This window comes from Methylotetracoccus oryzae, assembly GCF_006175985.1.
Classification (GTDB): domain Bacteria; phylum Pseudomonadota; class Gammaproteobacteria; order Methylococcales; family Methylococcaceae; genus Methylotetracoccus; species Methylotetracoccus oryzae.
On the sequence record NZ_SRSH01000010.1, the window covers coordinates 135,317 to 153,607 of the forward strand.

Here is an 18,291-nt window from a genome sequence, read left to right on the forward strand (position 1 = left end):
GGTGGACCTTGCTGCCGCGCTTGAAGATGTCTCCCTCCCCACGCCGCCTTACTCAGGAGAGCCGCTGCCCATGAATCTTGCGTTCCCGCCCGCGCCCGTCGTGACCCTCGAGGCAATGTCCAGCAATCCGTTTCCGGTGCGCCGGATTTTCTGCATCGGGCGCAATTATCCGGGTGCCGGCGGGGCAGGGGCTAAAGGCGAAGAACCGATTTACTTCATGAAGCCGGCCGGCGCGATGGCGCAGAACCACTCGACGCTGCTCTATCCGCCGGGGACGGCTGATCTGCGGCCCGAAGTCGAGATGGTCGTGGCGCTGCACAAGGGAGGCCGCGACATCCCGGCCGCGCGTGTCGACTACGACTACGTGTTCGGCTACGCGGTGGGTCTCGACATGACGCTGCGCGATGCGTTGGAGCAGGCCAGGTCCGAGGGCCTGCCGTGGGAACGGGCCAAGTCGTTCGACCATTCCGCGGTCTGCACGGCGATTACGCCAGAGTACTTCTGCGGCAACATCGCCGCCGGGAAGATCGAATTGACGGTCAATGGCGAGGTGCGCCAAAGCGGGAATGTCGCAGACATGCTCTGGAAGATACCCGAGATCGTTCACTACCTGTCGACTCGCGTCGAGCTGTTTCCGGGCGACCTGATCTACACCGGTACGCCCGGCGATGCGGGCCCAGTGACCAGTGGCGACGTGGTCGAAGCGACGGTCGCGGGCCTGGAACCACTGCGGGTGACCATAGGCGGACCAACTGCCAATGGATAGTGGATCAGCCGATCGAATGGGCCAGCATCAACCAATCACGTACTGTCGCCGAGGCAGCATAGAGTCAGGGGAGGGCTGACCGTGCGTGTCACGACAATCCTCGTCAACGATGTCCCGAGGGCTGTAGTGTGGCCCGTCGATCGCAAGGCACTGGCCCGTTTTCTGCGTAACGGCCACGGGTATTTGACCGAGGGTCTCCCCGACGACGCGATCGTCACCCATCGTGACGCCGAACATGACGAAGCCGCGCGCTGGCAGTCTGCATTCCGACTGCATCAGGCGTGGGGCGGCAGCGACGACACTTTCTTCGGCATCCCCCTGTGATCTAAGCATGAACTCAACCGCGCAACCCCTAACGGAGACACGAATGCCGACAGTCCTCGGTATCGAAGGCAAACACGCACACCTGGCGTCACCGGACGAACTCGCGCGCGGCATCAAGGCCGCTAAGGAGGTGTTCGCGCGCAACAATGCCGACGTTGCGGCGGCAGCGGCGGCGGTCAAGAAAATCGACAACGATGAGTTGCTGACGCGCGAAGAGGCGCTGCTGTGCGTGGTCTGGGACGATGCCGAGGACGCCGCGCTCCGGGCGATCACCGTGGGATGGCTTAGCCGGGACGTCGACCTTCAACTGGCCGTTACATCAGAAGACGCAGGCTGAGACGGGGCGGATAGCCAGTGAGCTTACGACGGCGCCCGATGTTCCAACCGGTAGGTTGCCAGCCCGGTGTCTTTTCGCAGGACACATCAGCGGGAAAGTGACGCCAGCGCGGCTACGGCGCCATGCTCGCTGCAGTCGGGATCGACGAATAGAGCGTGTCGAGCACGCCGCGGCGGCAGTGAAGTCAGCGACCGAAAGCCAGGGAGCGACAATGCCACCCAAGATGGCCTTTGCAATGCGACAGGCTTCTGACATATAATGCGCGGCTTCGAACAGCAGTGCGGCCTCATTGATGCGACCTGCTGGTTCGAGTGACAGCCGTTAAATCACCGCGCGGCCGTCACGGGCTCGACTCTCGTCTACAGCCCTCCCCATCGATCGATATCTTTGGGCCATTAGCTCAGCTGGTAGAGCAGCGGACTCTTAATCCGTTTGTCGTAGGTTCGATCCCTACATGGCCCACCATTAAATCAATCACTTAGTTCTTTTTTTTTGGGCTGTCTGCCTAATAAAGCGCGCTCTGCCTAATAAAACTCAACGAATCGGCTTCACTTTGTCGGGCTTTCGCTCGTAGACCCGTCGCGTGGTGGTCGGCGACTGATGCCCGAGAAGTCGCATCGCATCCGTGTGTTCTGATCCGGCTTTGGCGCGGAGATCATGGAAGTTGAATCGCTCGGCGAGCGCGCCGCTAGTGAGGCACTTAGCCATGAGTCGTTGCCACGCAGTCTGAAAACCGCTGGACGAAAACTTCAGTCCTTCCCGAGTGACGATGAGGTACATCGACTCGATGCGCCGGGGAGTCGCGCGCGCTAGGTTGTAGGCGGCCTTCAGGCCCTCGGTCCATTCGAAGATCTGGCGCTTGCCGGTCTTGCTCTGCTGGACGTGAATGCCGTCATCGCGACATTGCTGTAGCGTCAGTGCAAGTATGTCGGCTTGTCGCATGCCGGTAAGCACCGCAATCTGCATCGCGGCCCTAATCGGTTCAGGTGCCAGTGCATGCACCGACTCATACTCATGGTCTTCAACATACCGTGTGCGAGGTTTCTCCGCGTTACGGGAAACCAACCGACAAGGGTTGTCTGCGACCAGCCCCCACCGGACCGCGTAGCGGAAGACATGCGACAGTAGCGCCTTTTCCCGATTTGCTCGCACTGGGGCCGCTCGGGCGTCCATGTATTGGTAGATCTGCTGCGGGGTAATCTTGCTCGGTGTCATGTGACCGAAGGCCTTGCCGAGGATCGCGAGTTCTCGTTCATTGTCTTTTCGCGTGCGAACCGCCTTCTGCGGCAACACCTCGCCGGCGTAGCGGGCAAAGATGTCTGCCATCGTGACAGCCGGTCGCTCCAACCGGAGTTTCGCCAACTCCGCGTACATCTCGGCTTCCGTTTTGCCAAGACGGATCCACTTCTGGTCTTCGTCGACGAAGTAGTACGCACCGTGTGATCGGTAGACACGCTGCGGCAAGCCTTTATCGTGTTTGCGTCTTCTTCCCACGGGCTAGGGCCTCCAGGTTTGGTGTTTCGTGGGGTAACGGCCGTGGGCGAATTCCGAGTTGGTGGTCGTGCAGTGCAGCCCATGTGATCCCTGGGCGGCCGTCCTTACGCTTAATGTAACGTAAACCGGACTCCGCAAGGACACGGCACTGGCGGGATGGGTTGCGGTAGCCGGTTAGCTGATACAAGTCGTCGGCGGTCAAGAACTCGGAGCTGGGCAGACACTCTGTCCCGTGGGCTCTCGCCTCCTCGCCTCGCTGCGGCGCGGCTCCGCTACCCGAGCCGGACCGAACGCTCATAACCGCCGGTGCGTTGAGTCAGGCTGGCGCGGCGCGATGTGCCCAGACGTCGTCCCTGTTAAACCGACTGCCTCATTGTCCATCTTCACCGTCAGGGTGGCAGAGAGCTCCAACAGCGAGTCAACTTCGACCTGCCTCGCTTCACTAACCGCACAGCTGCCGTTTGATAGCATGCCCACTTCCGGGAGACGGCGCGGAGTGCAGCAGGCGAAGTAAGCCCGGACCAGCCTCCTGGAAATAGGCGGATTTCCGCCTATTGCGATTTCAGCGACCAAGGCCTGAGTTTGTCGGTTCGCCAGCCAATACCGCGGCCGATGCCGCTGGGCATGGCCGGCCGCCTGATGCAGATCATTGCGGCAGTACCAACCGTCGGAATCTTTTCGGACGGGGATATCGGCGACGGATAGCGAGTTTGCAGCCAAAGGGTTCGCGTGCACCGGAACAAGTGGACTCATGGCATGAACTCCGGGCAGGTCATAACGGCGAGGAGCGCCGTTTTTCCGTTCTCGGCCGTGCCCGCCGCTGCGGACAGAACGGGCAGGTCGGCGGCACCGGAGCCTCTGCGGCGACGAGATAGCCAATCCCACAGGAACCACAAGGCAGGAGGTGGACCGCTCCGTCGCAGAGATCGCGGACCAGCACAAAGGCCGCCGTGAAATCGAAGTCACGCCCGGTGCCTGTTTCGCCTCGCTGACCTCCCAGTTCCACGAACAGGTCGTAGCTGCGGATCAACGCATCGACATCAATGTCCTGCAGCGCGGTCGCGTCAGCCAGGCGCCGGTACAGCAGTGCGTAGACTGACAATTGCGCCTGAACCCGCCGGTTGAGCATCAGGCTGGCGGTGTGATACAGGGGGCCGGAGGCCGCTGAGACCCCATGTACCGCCCGGTGCAACGCCCGGACTTCCTTGATCGGCAGCCCAGTGAGGTGCTGCACCGGCGTCGACCGCAGTCGGCGCTGCAGCAACTGCAGGGCCAGCGTGCGCTGGCGGTGTCTATGGAGCGACGGGGTCATCGTTGCTCCGGGTGGCCGCCGCCAAGACATGCCAGCGCAGATGGTCGGCACAGCGCTGCGCCGATTCCTGCCGCGCCAGTTCCCGCCACAGCTGCGGCGGCAAGCGCAGCGTGTAGCACAGCACATTCGAGGCCGCGAGATCCCGCAGCGCCGACAGCGGGAGGCGGCGCAGCGCCGCGGCCGCGTCCGGGGTCACGCCCAGGAGCAACCGCGCCTTGTGCTCCTGACCGGAGACCAGCCATTCCCGCGCCTTCTGCAGAAACAGCAAGTTGAGATCGTAAATGTCGGCATCCATCAAGCAGGCCTCAGCGGTCATATCGGTTGGCTATCGGATTCCGACTGTACCGGGACTGCGTGCCCTTGTGCGGGCGAAAGCTCACCAGAATCGGCCGCTTTCCCGGGATTCTTGGTTTCGGAGGCGAAATGACGCGGGTACCGAGCCTAGACCAGGGGTCCGGCGCGTGACCGCAAAGCCTGTCGGCGAAAGCAGCGTGATACATCGGGATGGCCTCGCTTCGATGAATGAGGCCGACAGCATCCACCCGTTGTGTGAACGCCGTATGCGAAATTCGCGCGGATTCCGCGCGGAAGTGTGAAGACAATGTGAAGAAACGGCGCGGTTGCGCCGCAGGCGAGGCGTCTATGCCTGCGGCAACTGCAAGCGCGCGATGGCGCCGCCGTCGGGGTGATTGGTCACGTCGATCCGGCCGTGGTGCAGTTCGGCGATCTCGCGCACGAGGGTCAGCCCGAGCCCGGTACTGCGCTTGCCGCTGCCGGGACGGGGTAGGGAGTAGAAATGCTCGAACAGCCGGTTCCGGGCGTAGGCTGGAATGCCCGACCCCTCATCATGGACGGTGAGCGTGCAGTCATCACCCACCACCGAGACCGCGAGTTCCACCCGACCGGCCTCCGGCGAGAACTCGATCGCGTTCTGCAGCAGGTTGACCACGGCACAGACCAAGAGCGCCCGTTGCCCGCGCACGGCCGCGCCGGCCGGTATCGCGGTGGTCACGGTCACGTGCTTGGTTTTGGCCTCCGGCGACAGGGCAGTGATCGCTTCGGTTGCGACGTCCGCCAGTCGGATCGTTCGCTTTTCCGTCAGGGTCCGCCGTGTCTCCACGGCTGAGAGTTCGAGCAGCCGCTCGACGACCGCCTGGAGGTGATGCACCGCCTCCTGGATGTGCGTGAGGAAGTGTTGCCGCTGCCCGCGCGACATGGAATCTTCCAACACTTCCGCGTTGGCCTGGATGGTCGCCAACGGCGTCTTGATCTCATGCGTCAGCGCCTGGATGTACTCCTCCACGTAGCGTCGTCCGGCGATGGCATCGCGCAGGACATCCAGCACCGTGCCCAACCAACCGAGAGTGCTCCGACCGACGTTGGGCAAGGCCCGAAAGTGCCCACGCCGCAACAGAGCAGCGTACTCCGCCAACAGATCCAACGGCCGCAGCCACCACAGCGTGAAGCCGCCAGCCAGCACGAGCAGAGCGAGGCCCAGGTACAAACCGCCCAACAGAAAATGCCAGCGCGCGGCCCGGAGCGACAGTTCAAAGCCGACGATCGGCTTACCGACCCGAACTTCGCCGATGGCTCGCGCCTGCCACAGGATCGGCGCGGCCACGACCACCATCGAGCTCAGGGCGTCCGTGGCCGGATTGCGATCCAAGCGCGCAGTGTAGCGATCCAGCGCGACGTCGTCGGACTGCGATGCGGGTGTCGCAGCCAGCACCTCGGGACGGTGTGAGTCGAACAAGGCGCGACCGGTCTGATCCGTCACATGGATGTGCAGTGCCGAGGGAGTCTCACCCGCAGGACTCGGCGCCGTCGCGTGGGACGCGTGCTGGCACCAAGGGTGCCAGCACGCGTCCCACCCGGTCCGGGTGCAAGTGACCCTGGTGCAGGTCGGCCGCGAGCAAGCGGGCGATCACTTGCGCGGTGTCGGTCAGCAGGGCTTCAGTCGCGGCGCGACACTGCCGCTCCAGGTCCCGGGCCTCCTGCCAGATCAAGCCGGCGAGCAGGACTTCCAGCCCCAGCAGCAGTCCGAGTGTCAGTCGGCGGCGCATCCCACTCAGGCCTCTTCCAGGGCGTAGCCCTCGCCACGATGCGTGCGAATCGGGGACAGGCCCGGCTTTACCGCGTCCAGTTTCGCCCGCAGCGCCTTGACGTGTGCGTCGATCGCCCGGTCACACCGTTCCTCGGGATGTTCCCAGACCTGGTCGAGTAACTCCTCCCGGCTGAAGATGCGTCCTGGGCGACGAATCAGGAGTCGCATAATCCCGTACTCAAAGCGGGTCAGCGCCAGAGCCTGGCCGTGATAACGGATCTGCCGTCGTTCCTCGTCGACGCGAAAAACTCGCGCCCGATCGTGGGCGACGGGTGCCACGGCGTGGGCGCGGCGCAAGGCGGCGCGCACCCGCGCGACAAGTTCCCGCAAGCAGAACGGTTTGACAATGTAATCATCGGCGCCGAGTTCCAGACCCGCCACCCGATCGATGGCCTGCGAACGGCCTGTGACGAACAGAATCGGTGCGGCGCACAGGGTACGGATCGCGTGGAACAGATCGAAACCGTTGGCGTCGGGCAAGCCGATGTCCAGCAGGATCAAGTCGAAGGTCACGTTCCGGAGGGCCAGCAGCGCATCGGCGCCGGTGGCGCGGATCTCCGGAAGGAAGCCATCGGACCCCAACCGGAACGCCACGGCCTCCGCTAAGGCGGGCTCCTCTTCGATGATCAGGATGCGGGACGGCATAGGTGAAATCCTCCTTGAAACAGCGGGTAAGGGCAGTACCGAGACCGGTTACTCAGAGGATAGAACATGCCACGCCGCGGTGGACCTGACGGTGGCTGGGCGAGGCATAGCCCGCGGTCCCGGTCGGCGCACCGAGCGGGGCTATTCAATCCCGGCCGACTCGTTATACGACCGACGCGGACTCGTTATTCGGCCGACGAATTCGTTATACGACCGACGGAAGACTCGTTATACGACCGACGCAAAGCTCGTTATACGGCCGACGCCCAGGAGGTTGGCCAACTTCGCGGGAAGCCGCGCCAGCCCCGGGCTGCAGGGCATTTGGCCAAGGCCGTTTCGGCGTTGCTAATCTTTCTTTAATCTTATTTTTAATCTTTAAGTGTCAAAAAACTTATCCACAGCGATGGATGTTATCCACAGATCACCGACTGCCACGGACATGCCCAAAGGCCGGTAGAGCACTCGAAAGCCGCTGTGAGTGGCCGAGACGAGGTTCGCGCAGGGTTCTCGTGAGTCCGGCTAAAATGCCGGCTTCGCAGTGAGGCAGGTTCGTGCAATAGGGGGGCAGCGACACGGGTAAGGATCTGAAGGGATCCGGGGATGGTCGACAGGTCATTGGATCAATGGCCAGTCCTGTCGTTCGAGTCTCTTGCGGGATCACGTCAGCCGCGCCTGCGCTCTTGACTCCCGAGGTGGTCGTTCAGGTGGCCGCTTTGATCGGCCAGCGGACGTGCGGGAGCTACCGTCATATGTCCACTCCTCGCCGACAACGGTCAGTCGGACCGATCGATAGCCGCCGTTCTCGAACGGCCGCTTTCCCAAAAATTGAATGCGGGCAGCGTGATGCGAAGGGACATTAGTGCCTTCTGGGACATTCAACGGCTCAACGGCTTCTATGCAGCCAGTCAGCGGTCGTTGGAAAACAGGCGTTAAAATGCTTTTATGCTATCCGCGGCATGGGTTGATTATGCCCCGAGTGTGAGTTCGCTGACCGAGGCATTGGCTGACACGAGAAAGATCCGTTCAAAGCAGTGCGTCAGCTTTAGCTGCCTAAAGGTCACAGCGTAGGAGTCGGCGTCGGCAAGCCAGTAGTCGTTCTGCATGGCTAACCAGATTGGCTTTGGTAAAAGCGCGCAGATCTGACTCTTCACGCGGGTACGGTCCTCGAGAAGCTCACGTACGTTACGTACCGATGTCCGCCGAAGAATTCGCGTTCACCACGAATTCGACGATCTTTTTTCCAGAAGACTGATTGGGGATCACTGACACACACGTCCTTGCGCCCTCAATCTCTCGGTCCAGTAGCATTCCCGTCTCCGGTATTAAGGCGACTTCAGCAACGCATTCCACTAGCCGTTTTCGGAATCCAGGCGCGTTTGAAACGGGCACCCACAAGCCAACGAGCAGACTGACGGCATCAGGATGTGATGAACCACTCTGGAAATTGAGATCCTCAAGTAGGCTCAGTCTGAAGGAATCCTGAGTCACCCGGTTGCCAAGGTCCCGTCCGGCAACAAGGTAAACTCCGAGAGCCGCGTAACTTCAACCCCCACACTAAACGGACCGTTGACGAGGTAGAGATCGGTGGGATCTTCGCCGTCAGATGCCGACACCCTCGACGCCCCGCCAAGGAAGTCAAGGAGGCACCTAACTACGAACGCTTCATCGCGCCGCACGGCAGCACCTATGCATCAATCGGAGCACCACGCTGGCGTTCGAATTCGGTGCCACGGAGACTCGGCGTATCAATGAGCATGCGAACCAAGAAAAGGCGTTCGTACGGCTCTTGCCGGAGTGGTTAAACCGACGCGCCTGACTTGTCTATGGGCTATTCTTTGGTGAAAGGATTCTCCCGGCACCAGAAGACTTTTTCTCTCCCAGCATACATTTAGGTTTGTGGGAAATGCTTTGTGAACCACGACCAACGTGAAAATTTCCCGGGCTACGCGACGTTTGCCGTGGCGTCGTACGCCCCTGCATCGAGAGTGCAGTATGGATATCGGAGTTCGAGTCGGCCAATGGGTCAGCCATTGTGATTACGGAAAGGGCGTAGTTCAGAATCTGGACCTGGCAGGGTATGCAAAAGTTCAGTTCGATTTAGCTGTGCGTTATGTCCGCCTTCAGGACGTCGTTGTAGATTACAGGAGGCAAAAAGAAGAGGAAGAACAGCAGCAACGCCGCCAAGAATCATACCGAAAACAGACCGAAGTAAAGCGAAATGAATTATTAAGTGACATTCGCAAACGCCTCCAAAACGAATTTCTGAGCGTCGATTCATTTTTCTCTTCTTCATGTTTTGGGCTGATTTCGAAAGCGGAGCTTGAAAAGGAAAAAATTGCTTTTGTTAAGTGGTGGGTCTCTGAAAACACGCCAAAATCCAAAAGCGGCAAGAAATACTTTCCAGATGATGAGCAGGCCACAGCCATCGCTGCTGTGCATGGGCACATCCAGGTAGTTGCACGCGCGGGTAGTGGAAAAACGACAACACTGGTCAATCGTGCACTTTTCTTGATGAAACACTGCCGTGTCGCACCCGATCAGATGCTGTTACTCGCCTTCAACCGCAAGGCCGCCTTAGAAATCCGTAGAAGGCTATTAGCTCTGTTGCATGATTTGACCGACGCAGCGGTAGCAAATGAAGTTGCGCGTCGTATTCGTGAGGCCGGCTGGCATAAAAAAATCGACAAAGAGGAAATAGAGGCCAGCGCGGTGGATGCCATTGCCGCACAATTCGGCATCACGCTGCCACATGTAATGACGTTCCATGCTCTTGCCTATGCGGTCATCCATCCCGAGGAAAGCCTCTTATATAACGAGGCGGATGGACAAGCTAAAGGATTGAGCCGTGTAGTTCAGCAAGTGATCGACGACCATCTTCAGATACCTGCCATCAAAGAGCAAATACGCCAGTTGATGCTTGCTCATTTTCGAGAAGACTGGGATCGCATCGCTGAAGGCTGTTACAACCAGAGCAAGGAAGAACTTCTTCGCTTTCGACGCTCCCTGCCGAAGGAGAGCTTGGCTGGCGAGTACGTCAAATCCTATGGCGAAAAGGTCATCGCTGACTTCCTCTTTGAGCACGACATTCCTTACAAATACGAACGTAACCATTGGTGGAGTGGCATTAACTACCGACCGGACTTCACCGTCTTTAAGGCACCAAAGAGTGGCGTGATCATTGAGTACTTCGGTCTCAAAGGTGATGCCGATTATGACGACATGTCCGAGAAAAAGCGGGAGTATTGGGAGGCCCAAAAAGACTGGACCTTAATTGAATTTTCTCCTTACAACATCAAGGCCAAAGGGGTCGATGCGTTCCGCGCACTTCTCAAGGAATGTCTCGCATCTGAGGGAATCCGATGCATCCGATTGTCCGAAGAAGAAATCTGGCACCGCATCAGAGACCGTGCCATCGATCGCTTCACAACCGCCATGGTCGGCTTTATCGGTAGATGCAGAAAGCGGTCATTATTTCCGCCCGAACTTCGCAAGTTGATCGATAGCTATTCCCCGCTCTCGTCTGTCGAGAAAATGTTTCTTGACCTTGCACACTGCCTGTACGGTGCCTACCTGAATCGGTTATCGGCCACAGGGGAGGAAGATTTTGATGGTCTGATGCAACGCGCAGCCGACGCCATCAGTGCAGGCCAGACCTTGTTTCTGCGAAGGAACACAGGAGCCGGCGATCTTGCTTCACTGCGCTACGTCTGCATAGACGAGTTCCAGGACTTCTCGGACCTTTTCTACCGATTGCTCTGTGCGATCAGAAAACAAGACCCAACGGTGGAGCTATTCTGCGTTGGTGACGACTGGCAGGCGATCAATGGATTCGCGGGATCGGATTTGCGGTTCTTCAACAACTTCCAAAACTTCATCGGAGAGTCACGCCGGCTGTATATTTCGACCAATTATCGGTCCTCGGCTTCGATTGTTGCCGTAGGTAATGCTTTGATGAAGGGGTTGGGCAAACCCGCAATCGGACATAAAGGATCGGTCGGCACGATGCTTGTGTCGGATATCAATGAATTCGAACCCTCTTTGGTCGAGAAGGAGCGCCATTCAGGCGACATCATCACGCCCGCAGTGTTGCGACTCGTGAATAGAGCTTTTGCAGATGACCTGGACGTAGTCATGCTGTGCCGGAGAAATGGGTTGCCCTGGTACGTCAATTACCAAGCCCAAGCGCAACTTGGTCGAGACGGTCAAGGACTCGATCGCTACTTAGATCTGATACGTTCCTTTTTCCCAAAAGGCTTGAAAGAGCGTGTAACCATCTCGACCGCACACAAGCACAAAGGCCTGGAAAAGGAAATGGTGATCGTGTTGGACGCCGTCGCCCGTAGTTATCCGCTGATCCACCCTGATTGGGCCTTTTCGAGAATTCTTGGCGACAGCCCTGAAACAATTACCCAGGAAGAACGACGGCTCTTGTATGTTGCATTGACAAGGGCGGTTGAAAAGTTGGTTATCATCACGGATGGGAAAAACAGGTCCCCTTTTTTAGAAGAACTTGAACGCAGACATCGGCAAACTGTCGTCAGGTGGGAGGATTATCCTCCCATGCGGAGCACGACGGCGAGTCGTCTTATCGTGAAGGTGGGCAATCAAGAACGGCGAGGCAGCAACCCGACGTTTGCGCTCAGGAATGAACTGAGCGCGTGCAGATATCGTCCGCAGTATGGGAAATCGTTTAACTGGGAGAAAAGCTTTCCTAAGGATGGCTTTAGCGTTTCGACCATAAAGGCTGAAGTATGGGCGGCGTCTGCCGACGGAGTTGAAGTTCGAATTCTTGAAGATACAGGAACCCTCGTCGCCCGGTTTTTGATTGACGCCGGGAACTGGAATTGCGTAGTCGACCAGTTGGAATCTTTTGACACGCCGAAGACTGACACAGACTAAGTGATGGATTCATGGAGTTCACGGTCTGAGTACCTGCGTAGTGTCAAAAGTTGAGACACTTCACTCTGGTGCCCCACCGGCATGACGATTAAACGGAGCCTCATTGCCGTGCTCTGGGCCGAGTTCAGGCTCGGCTCGGATGGCATCCACAGGGCTCGTCACTGGTCGCGGGTACGCCGGAATGGCCTGCGGCTCGCGCGCTAGACGGGCGCAAATCCGACCGTGGTTGATTATGCACGATAGCCGCCGGTATTCGTGATGAGTGGGATCGTGAGCACGGGCCGAGGGTGGCAGTTTTCGCCGAGAAGCTCCGGGCCCAACGCATCTCCCATGGAAGCCAGATTCTTCCACGGCTCTGTTGATCCAGAAGAAGACGCAACGGCCGGTTCAATTTGAACGCACGGAGCCAACTCGATCGGCGGTAGCGGCCTGGCTCGAGAAGGCCCATCTACCGGTGAGACCAGTACCTGTTTCCGAGCCGGGTTGTGAACTCGCCGCATGTCTCGACACGCCAATATGCGCGCACCGTGCATCAGTGGGTCGAGGCTGCCGGCCCGGATACATCGGAGTACGGCACGCACTCGATGCGGCGCACCAAGGCGACGCTGATTTACGAGCTAACGAAGAACCTCAGAGCCTTTCAGTTGTTGTTCGGCCACAGTAAACTCGAAGGCACAGTGACCTACCTCGACATGGAAGTCGATGACGCCCTGGTAATCGCCGAGCAGACCGAAATTTAGGTGGACACCCCGCGGCCACATGATTGCTCCCCTGTGGCCGCTTTCAGGCATCAGCGGCGGTGCGTGCTGATGGCCAGGTCCGGCCGTTCGGCCGAGGACAAGGCCCGTCATTCAAACGACCGCAGGACTCGGATAGCGGTCAGATGCGCTCACGTGATGGATGAGAACTTCTCGGCCGAAGCAGTCATTGATGGCACTCCGAAAGAATTCATCAACCCCCCGTAAGCGGACTTGGAGCCTGCGCTTCAACACCGACTGAGAGGCGCTTACGACGAACAATTTGGCATATGGTCGCGTGCCATCGACATAATTTCCGCCTAGCCGCCATGCCCAACAAAGCTTTGATGTCCACCTGCGGTTCAGGGAACTCTCTCCAGGTGATCGCGCGCTGGACGTTCGGTCAGCCAGTTGTAGAGGCCGGGAGCGTCGGCGCGAACCTCGCTCAGGGCTGTGGCAGCCTGGGCCCTCCAAACAAGATCGCCCGGCTCCCGGAATTCACGCCTGAGCTCTCGCACTGTCACCAACGCTGTTTCCGCCCACGCACGAAACTCTTCAAGGTCCCAGTGAGCTACCCGGCTGAGATGGGGTATGGCGCCCTCCTTTGCCTTCTTCGCAGGAGTGACGAGGACAGGCTGAATCGACGCATCTTTTGACGCCGGGACATGTTCTCGCATCCAATCTGGGTGTGAGGCAGCCTGTCTGGCCTTAGTGGCGTCGATGATTGCCGTATCGCCCTTGGCGTTTGCGTGATCTTCAAACACAAGCGTGATGCCGCCCACGATCCACCACGGATCCGGCGACGCATCGCCTTCGCGCTTTCCTGCCGAGAAGCCCAAGTGCTGCCCCAGCATCACCTGTGCCTGTTCGAACTTGTGGCCGTCCTGGAGCCCCTCACGAATCTCCCTCTCCCGCGCCGAGAACCCCCGGTTGTGCAACATGCCCAGATTGACGAGTTGTGCTTCGAGTTGCTCCACCTGCAGCATGACGATGGTCTGATCCCGTTCTTTAGCGCTTGGAGTGGCCGCACCACCCCGCGCCAGTGCTATGAGCCACGGGATGCCGGTGGCTGCATCCTTGGCCTTTCGATATTGGGTCCGCGCGTGGACACCAAAACCAACCTCCCCGTCCGCAGCTGCCAGTTCCGCGGCCGCGCCGGCCAGGTAGTGCCACAATGCCCGATAGCCGCGCAACCCACTGTCGGTTAGCCCGCCCAAGACTTCTCGGGCCGCCTCATACGCCTTGGCATAGTCCTCGTTCCACATGGATGCCTGCCATGCGATCTCGTGGGCGACGACACCCTCCAATTGATCCATGGCTGGGAACTCTGCCTGAGTAGCGGCCTCGCGCGCTTCTAGAATCCCCTGGTTGGCGTCCTCCCAGGCCTGGTCATGCTCCAGAAAAATCTCGAAGTTATCGAGAATGTCCTTTGAGTTGACCTGCGTAGACTGGTCGATACCGAATTCGAGTTCCGCCTGCAACTCAGGATGAAAGTACGAGAGTCGCTTGCGATCGGTCAGGTAGGCCGGCAGGTCCTCGCCTGTCACAACGATAGCTGAGTAATCGTTGAGACCCCGCGTGCACCGGCCGATAGCCTGAAGCACCCGCGTTTGCACGCGCTCGTTGAACAGTAGGCTGGCGCCCATGCGATTCATCAGGAAGCGCTCCTGAAGGTTGGTCGCGCGGGGCAGACCTTCCACAAATAGCAGCCGACAGTCGTCCCCAGGAAAATCGATGCCATCGTACCGGTTGGCAATCACAGCGACGGCACTAGCGGACTCCGTGAACATCGCCTTGCTGTACTCAAGATCCGCTGCGGAGAAGACCGGACACTTAAGTTCCTCGGTCACATCCTCCGTGATTTGGTCGGCATCGGCCTGATTTGGCGTTAGAACCAGGCTGCGCGCCGCCCTGCGCATCAGTTGCCGGCGCAGTTTTAGGGTGTCGTCCTCGTTGAGTGACTTCTCGGGAAAAATGAAGAAGCGGCGGCCGATACCCTGCCGATCCCAACCTTCTGGGATCGGCAGCCGCTTGATGTCCGATCGCCCGGTCAATCGCTCAAGATCGCCTCCAGCGCCCAGAGTGGCCGACATAAAGATGCGCTGCGTCGCATCAGCGAACGGCCTGTGAGACCAGGTCGGAGGTATGAGGGGGCGCAGCAGCACCTCCGAGGAAGACACGTAGAGCTGACATGCGCGCACATGATCCGCCAGCATGTGCCAGGCGAACCGTTGGTCAGCCTCTCGGATGTTCTCCGTGATGGCAGCGCGAAACTCGTCAGCAATCTCGATCAGCTTGTGGGTCGGAATCTTATCGACCCAGCTTGCGTCGTCAACGGTCTGCCAATTCCCGATTAAGCGCGTGTAGTTGCTATCGGAGAGAACGCCTTTGAGCACACCGGCGATCGCCTTGAACAGCGTCTCGTCGCCTTCGTCGAAGCGGCTGATCCGCATCGTCCATTGACTGGCGATGTAGTTCTCCGCAGCGTGCGCGTCGTCGACAATGATAATGTCCGGATTCTCGAAAAACGGATTGACATTGAACAGGCTGCTGTAATTTGTGATGGCCACACGCTCGCCGTCCATATAGGCTGTCTTGGCCTCCGGCGTGTAATTCCTGACCTTGCCCGTGAAGGCCTGCACCGTCAGCCCGCATTTCGCGAACGCCTCTTCCGCTACCTGGTTTACAAGTTGCCGCGTCGGGCACAGGTAGACGACACGCTCGCGGAACTTTCGCCGGCGCCATTCGGCCAGAAGAAGCCCGACCAGCGTCTTTCCGCTGCCAGTAGGCAGTTGCAATGCCACGTCGGACGCCTTGAGCGCCTGTGCCACGTAGTTCCGCAGCACCTGACCCTGATGGTCAAATAAGCTGGCATGCTTGCGGCGAGGAAGGTCGCGAAACAGTCGATCCGGACTTTCCGGCACCGCGGCGTGAGACGTTGGTTTCTTAAAGGCCATAGTGGATCCTTTATGGATGGGCTCGGCGAGCCCACACGGTATGTTAAACGCACGAAATGATAAGCCACGCGTATATCGACCTTAAGATACAGTTGTCGGCGTTGAAGCACATGCGCAACATCTGTTCACGGTGGGTTGATTTTATTGTTTCGTTCGTTCATCGGTAGCTGTTTTGGCCGATAAGTCGCCTGACAACATCACGATGTGGACGACCGCTCAATGTTAAGGGCGGCCGAGGAGCCCGAGGCTATTATCCTAGCAATGAGGTTGCCGAGCCCGGTGCGCGCTGCGGGAGCTGAGCTGGACCAGCCCTGAGGAGGTTGCTCGGATGACGTGTTGGAAGTGCGGACGGATCGTTCTACCCCGATCGGAGCCGCAATTCGTCTCGGTGAGGGCGGAGAGGAGCGTTATTGATCGGTGGTGTGTTTGACCATTACCCGGCCGTCATCTGTGAGCGTCGCCTGTGCCAGCGCGCCAATGGCGACCAGGTCCTGCAGCGCTGTGCGCACGCGCAGCTTGAAGTCGCGGAGATTTTGCGCCGAGCTGCCGGAGAGTCGGTGCAACGTCGTCACCTTGACCGGGTAAGGCGTGGCATGGCTGCAGAGATACCCGTGCAGCCAGAGTGCTAAAGGTTTCCGCCGCAACCGTTGCCGCTGTTCCCATTCCAGGTACGTATACCCGCTGGCGAACAGGCGGCACATTTCCAGGGTCAGTTCGACCACGTAGCTCTGCGTGTCCTCATCCCGGTAGTACCGCAGCAGATGATCGCCGAAGGTGTGCCGTCCCTTGAACGTCACTTCGACCAGCGCGCCGCTGAGCCGGGCCAGCGAGTCAGCCAGCCAGGCATAGTGCGGTTTGCTGATCCCGCGGCCCATCGCCTTGAGCAAGCTGTGGGCCTTGAACGTCACCGGATACCCCGGCAGTTGGTGGCGGGCGAGGTGCAGGATCTGCAGCCAGACATCCAGATCCGACTGGTCCAGTTGGACGCCTTGCAGTTTCAGTTCGATGTCCTGTGTCGAAGCCAGTAGCGTGCGCTTCTTGAACACTTGCCGCTGTCTGCCCTGAACGCCGGCGAACAGCGCCGAACGCAATAGGACGTTGGGTGCGCCCCGGGACACATCTGGCCAAGAAGGCATCGACCTCGGCAGACTCCCGGACTGTGCTTTTGCGGCGGCGATGCTCGCGATGCGTTCGGTCAAGGTACCAGCCGTGACCGCAGTCCTTCGCGGAGCGCGTTCGGCGCTATCCAACGCGCCGGAGGCGCCTGGAGTGGTCTGAGCGTCGGCCGAAGCGTCGGTCGAAAGGCTTATCTCACTAAATGGCATGGCGGTGCCCGGTGGGCCCGTGATTGATTCAACGCCCGAACAGGCTAAGCGCACTCGTCGCATTCGGGGGCGCGAAAGCTCACCACTTTCGCGCTCTTTCTCCGGATTTCCTTTTCAGCACCCACCCGCGTAGGTGTTCCGCCCGGATTGCGGCTAGCGCCCCGCGGTGATTCCCTCTCTCCACTCAACCGGTCCGTTTTCGGCTTCACGCCAAAAACCCCGAGAAAGCGGCCGATTCTGGTGAGCTTTCGGCCGCACAGCGCGCCGCGCTTTCGCGACACTGTCTCCACGCTTTTCGTGGAGACAGCCCCATGCTTCCTGATCGTCAAACAGCCTGGTTCTTGGTGACGCGGTGCGCGTTCGCGCGCACCGGGGAGGTCATGTTGTCGTTCCCGCCTGCGACGTACTCCGCTGCGGGAGTTTCGACGTGACCGCTGCCGTCCCGGAGATCACCCGGTCCGCCGCCCGCCTGGACGAGAGCCTGCGGCGCCATCTCGGCCCGGCCGTCCTGTCTGCGCTCACCGATCCCAAGACCACCGATCTGCTGTTGAACCCCGACGGGATCCTGTGGCAGGCCCGGCTCGGGGAACCGATGCAGGCCATCGGCCGGATGAGTGCGGCCCAAGCCGAGATGGCGCTGCGCACCCTCGCCGCCGCGCTCCATACCACCATCACCGCCGAGAAGCCCTGGCTCGAAGGGGTGTTGCCGCTCGATGGCAGCCGCATCGCCGGGCAGATCCCGCCGGTGGTGACCGCGCCGGCCTTCGCGATCCGCAAGCGCGCCGTGGCGGTGCTGACCCTCGATGACTACGTCGCCGCCGGCGTCCTGTCCGCGGAGCAACAAACCCTCCTGCTCGACGCCGTTGCCGCCCACCGCAACATCCTGGTGGTCGGTGGCACCGGCAGCGGCAAGACCACGCTGACCAACGCCATCCTGCAGGCCATCGTCGAGCACGCGTCGGACGAGCGGCTGTTCATCATCGAAGACACCGGCGAGATCCAGTGCCGGGCGCCGAACAACGTCGCCTATGTCGCGACCACCGATTTCAGCCTAACCCGCGCCGTGCGCACCGCGATGCGCATGAACCCGGACCGCATCATCGTCGGCGAGGTCCGCGGACCGGAAGCGCTGGATCTCTTGCTGGCCTGGAACTCCGGCCACAGCGGCGGCGTCGCGACGCTGCATGCCGATCACGCCCGTGGCGGCCTGACCAAGCTCGCGCTCTACGTCACCCAGCATCCGCATGCCCCTGCCGTCGTCGAACCCCTGATTGGCGAGGCGGTGCATGTCGTCGTGCATATCGCGTTGACCCCTAGCGGCCGACGCGTCACCGAGATCCTGCGCCTGACGGGCTTCCGCGATGGCCAATACCTGTTTCTTCCCACCTGAC

Annotated in this window: 17 protein-coding genes and 1 tRNA gene; 7 read left to right on the forward strand and 11 right to left on the reverse strand. The window is 60.0% G+C overall.

Annotated features, from left to right (window positions below; all coding sequences use genetic code 11):
• Positions 1-70 precede the first annotated feature (70 nt).
• The 4 genes from BWR02_RS11870 to BWR02_RS11885 all read left to right on the forward strand — a co-directional run bounded on the left by BWR02_RS11870 (position 71) and on the right by BWR02_RS11885 (position 1,892).
• A complete protein-coding gene (locus BWR02_RS11870; RefSeq protein ID WP_139557972.1) occupies positions 71-766 on the forward strand; it encodes a fumarylacetoacetate hydrolase family protein in 696 nt (231 codons plus the stop codon).
• A gap of 81 nt (positions 767-847) precedes the next feature.
• A complete protein-coding gene (locus tag BWR02_RS11875) occupies positions 848-1,090 on the forward strand; it encodes a hypothetical protein (protein ID WP_139557973.1) in 243 nt (80 codons plus the stop codon).
• 43 nt (positions 1,091-1,133) lie between these two features.
• Positions 1,134-1,427 carry a hypothetical protein gene (locus BWR02_RS11880; RefSeq protein ID WP_139557974.1) on the forward strand — a complete coding sequence of 98 codons (294 nt, stop codon included), beginning with the start codon at positions 1,134-1,136 and terminating at the stop codon, positions 1,425-1,427.
• A 389-nt stretch (positions 1,428-1,816) separates the two neighbouring features.
• Positions 1,817-1,892: transfer RNA gene (locus BWR02_RS11885), tRNA-Lys, on the forward strand.
• A gap of 69 nt (positions 1,893-1,961) precedes the next feature.
• Here BWR02_RS11885 and BWR02_RS11890 read toward each other — a convergent pair.
• From BWR02_RS11890 to BWR02_RS20885, 9 genes are all read right to left on the reverse strand, one after another.
• Positions 1,962-2,921: a tyrosine-type recombinase/integrase gene (locus tag BWR02_RS11890; RefSeq protein ID WP_139557975.1), complete on the reverse strand. Its 960-nt coding sequence runs from the start codon at positions 2,919-2,921 to the stop codon at positions 1,962-1,964.
• Positions 2,896-3,219, reverse strand: coding sequence for a DUF4224 domain-containing protein (locus tag BWR02_RS21650; RefSeq protein ID WP_139557976.1), 324 nt, complete (start codon positions 3,217-3,219; stop codon positions 2,896-2,898). Before BWR02_RS21650 ends, BWR02_RS11890 begins: the two co-directional genes overlap by 26 nt.
• Positions 3,216-3,674 carry a KilA-N domain-containing protein gene (locus BWR02_RS21655; RefSeq protein ID WP_139557977.1) on the reverse strand — a complete coding sequence of 153 codons (459 nt, stop codon included), beginning with the start codon at positions 3,672-3,674 and terminating at the stop codon, positions 3,216-3,218. Before BWR02_RS21655 ends, BWR02_RS21650 begins: the two co-directional genes overlap by 4 nt.
• 19 nt (positions 3,675-3,693) lie before the next feature.
• Positions 3,694-4,233, reverse strand: coding sequence for a FlhC family transcriptional regulator (locus tag BWR02_RS11905; RefSeq protein ID WP_162560116.1), 540 nt, complete (start codon positions 4,231-4,233; stop codon positions 3,694-3,696).
• Positions 4,214-4,528, reverse strand: coding sequence for a flagellar transcriptional regulator FlhD (locus BWR02_RS11910; RefSeq protein WP_162560117.1), 315 nt, complete (start codon positions 4,526-4,528; stop codon positions 4,214-4,216). Before BWR02_RS11910 ends, BWR02_RS11905 begins: the two co-directional genes overlap by 20 nt.
• A 345-nt stretch (positions 4,529-4,873) precedes the next feature.
• Entirely contained in the window at positions 4,874-6,010 is a 1,137-nt protein-coding gene (locus BWR02_RS11915) for an ATP-binding protein (protein WP_139557980.1), read from the reverse strand.
• Between the two features lie 25 nt (positions 6,011-6,035).
• Positions 6,036-6,296, reverse strand: a complete 261-nt coding sequence (locus BWR02_RS11920; protein WP_139557981.1) for a hypothetical protein — start codon at positions 6,294-6,296, stop codon at positions 6,036-6,038.
• A 5-nt stretch (positions 6,297-6,301) separates the two neighbouring features.
• Positions 6,302-6,982 (reverse strand): winged helix-turn-helix domain-containing protein, encoded by a 681-nt coding sequence (locus tag BWR02_RS11925; RefSeq protein WP_139557982.1) that lies wholly within the window; start codon positions 6,980-6,982, stop codon positions 6,302-6,304.
• Positions 6,983-7,947: 965 nt separating this feature from the next.
• Positions 7,948-8,085 carry a hypothetical protein gene (locus BWR02_RS20885; RefSeq protein WP_162560118.1) on the reverse strand — a complete coding sequence of 46 codons (138 nt, stop codon included), beginning with the start codon at positions 8,083-8,085 and terminating at the stop codon, positions 7,948-7,950.
• An 889-nt stretch (positions 8,086-8,974) separates the two neighbouring features.
• On the opposite strand from BWR02_RS20885, the gene BWR02_RS11930 reads away from it, so the two are divergent.
• Both BWR02_RS11930 and BWR02_RS11935 read left to right on the forward strand, forming a co-directional pair.
• Entirely contained in the window at positions 8,975-11,881 is a 2,907-nt protein-coding gene (locus BWR02_RS11930; protein WP_139557983.1) for a UvrD-helicase domain-containing protein, read from the forward strand.
• A gap of 485 nt (positions 11,882-12,366) precedes the next feature.
• Positions 12,367-12,621, forward strand: a complete 255-nt coding sequence (locus tag BWR02_RS11935; RefSeq protein WP_236102182.1) for a tyrosine-type recombinase/integrase — start codon at positions 12,367-12,369, stop codon at positions 12,619-12,621.
• 359 nt (positions 12,622-12,980) lie between these two features.
• Here BWR02_RS11935 and BWR02_RS11940 read toward each other — a convergent pair whose 3' ends face one another.
• Both BWR02_RS11940 and trfA read right to left on the reverse strand, forming a co-directional pair.
• Entirely contained in the window at positions 12,981-15,575 is a 2,595-nt protein-coding gene (locus tag BWR02_RS11940; RefSeq protein ID WP_139557984.1) for a DEAD/DEAH box helicase, read from the reverse strand.
• Between the two features lie 407 nt (positions 15,576-15,982).
• Positions 15,983-16,711, reverse strand: a complete 729-nt coding sequence (gene trfA, locus BWR02_RS11945; RefSeq protein ID WP_139557985.1) for a plasmid replication initiator TrfA — start codon at positions 16,709-16,711, stop codon at positions 15,983-15,985.
• A 616-nt stretch (positions 16,712-17,327) separates the two neighbouring features.
• Between trfA and trbB the strand changes: the two genes are divergently transcribed.
• Entirely contained in the window at positions 17,328-18,290 is a 963-nt protein-coding gene (gene trbB, locus BWR02_RS11950; protein WP_201276244.1) for a P-type conjugative transfer ATPase TrbB, read from the forward strand.
• Position 18,291 lies beyond the last annotated feature (1 nt).

Coding starts and splice junctions, on each gene's coding strand:
- BWR02_RS11870 (WP_139557972.1), top strand. CDS start 71: ATGAATCTTGCGTTCCCGCCCGCGCCCGTCGTGACCCTCGAGGCAATG.
- BWR02_RS11880 (WP_139557974.1), top strand. CDS start 1,134: ATGCCGACAGTCCTCGGTATCGAAGGCAAACACGCACACCTGGCGTCA.
- BWR02_RS21650 (WP_139557976.1), bottom strand. CDS start 3,219: ATGAGCGTTCGGTCCGGCTCGGGTAGCGGAGCCGCGCCGCAGCGAGGC.
- BWR02_RS21655 (WP_139557977.1), bottom strand. CDS start 3,674: ATGAGTCCACTTGTTCCGGTGCACGCGAACCCTTTGGCTGCAAACTCG.
- BWR02_RS11905 (WP_162560116.1), bottom strand. CDS start 4,233: ATGACCCCGTCGCTCCATAGACACCGCCAGCGCACGCTGGCCCTGCAG.
- BWR02_RS11910 (WP_162560117.1), bottom strand. CDS start 4,528: ATGGATGCCGACATTTACGATCTCAACTTGCTGTTTCTGCAGAAGGCG.
- BWR02_RS11920 (WP_139557981.1), bottom strand. CDS start 6,296: ATGCGCCGCCGACTGACACTCGGACTGCTGCTGGGGCTGGAAGTCCTG.
- BWR02_RS11925 (WP_139557982.1), bottom strand. CDS start 6,982: ATGCCGTCCCGCATCCTGATCATCGAAGAGGAGCCCGCCTTAGCGGAG.
- BWR02_RS20885 (WP_162560118.1), bottom strand. CDS start 8,085: ATGCAGAACGACTACTGGCTTGCCGACGCCGACTCCTACGCTGTGACC.
- BWR02_RS11930 (WP_139557983.1), top strand. CDS start 8,975: ATGGATATCGGAGTTCGAGTCGGCCAATGGGTCAGCCATTGTGATTAC.
- BWR02_RS11940 (WP_139557984.1), bottom strand. CDS start 15,575: ATGGCCTTTAAGAAACCAACGTCTCACGCCGCGGTGCCGGAAAGTCCG.
- trfA (WP_139557985.1), bottom strand. CDS start 16,711: ATGCCTTCTTGGCCAGATGTGTCCCGGGGCGCACCCAACGTCCTATTG.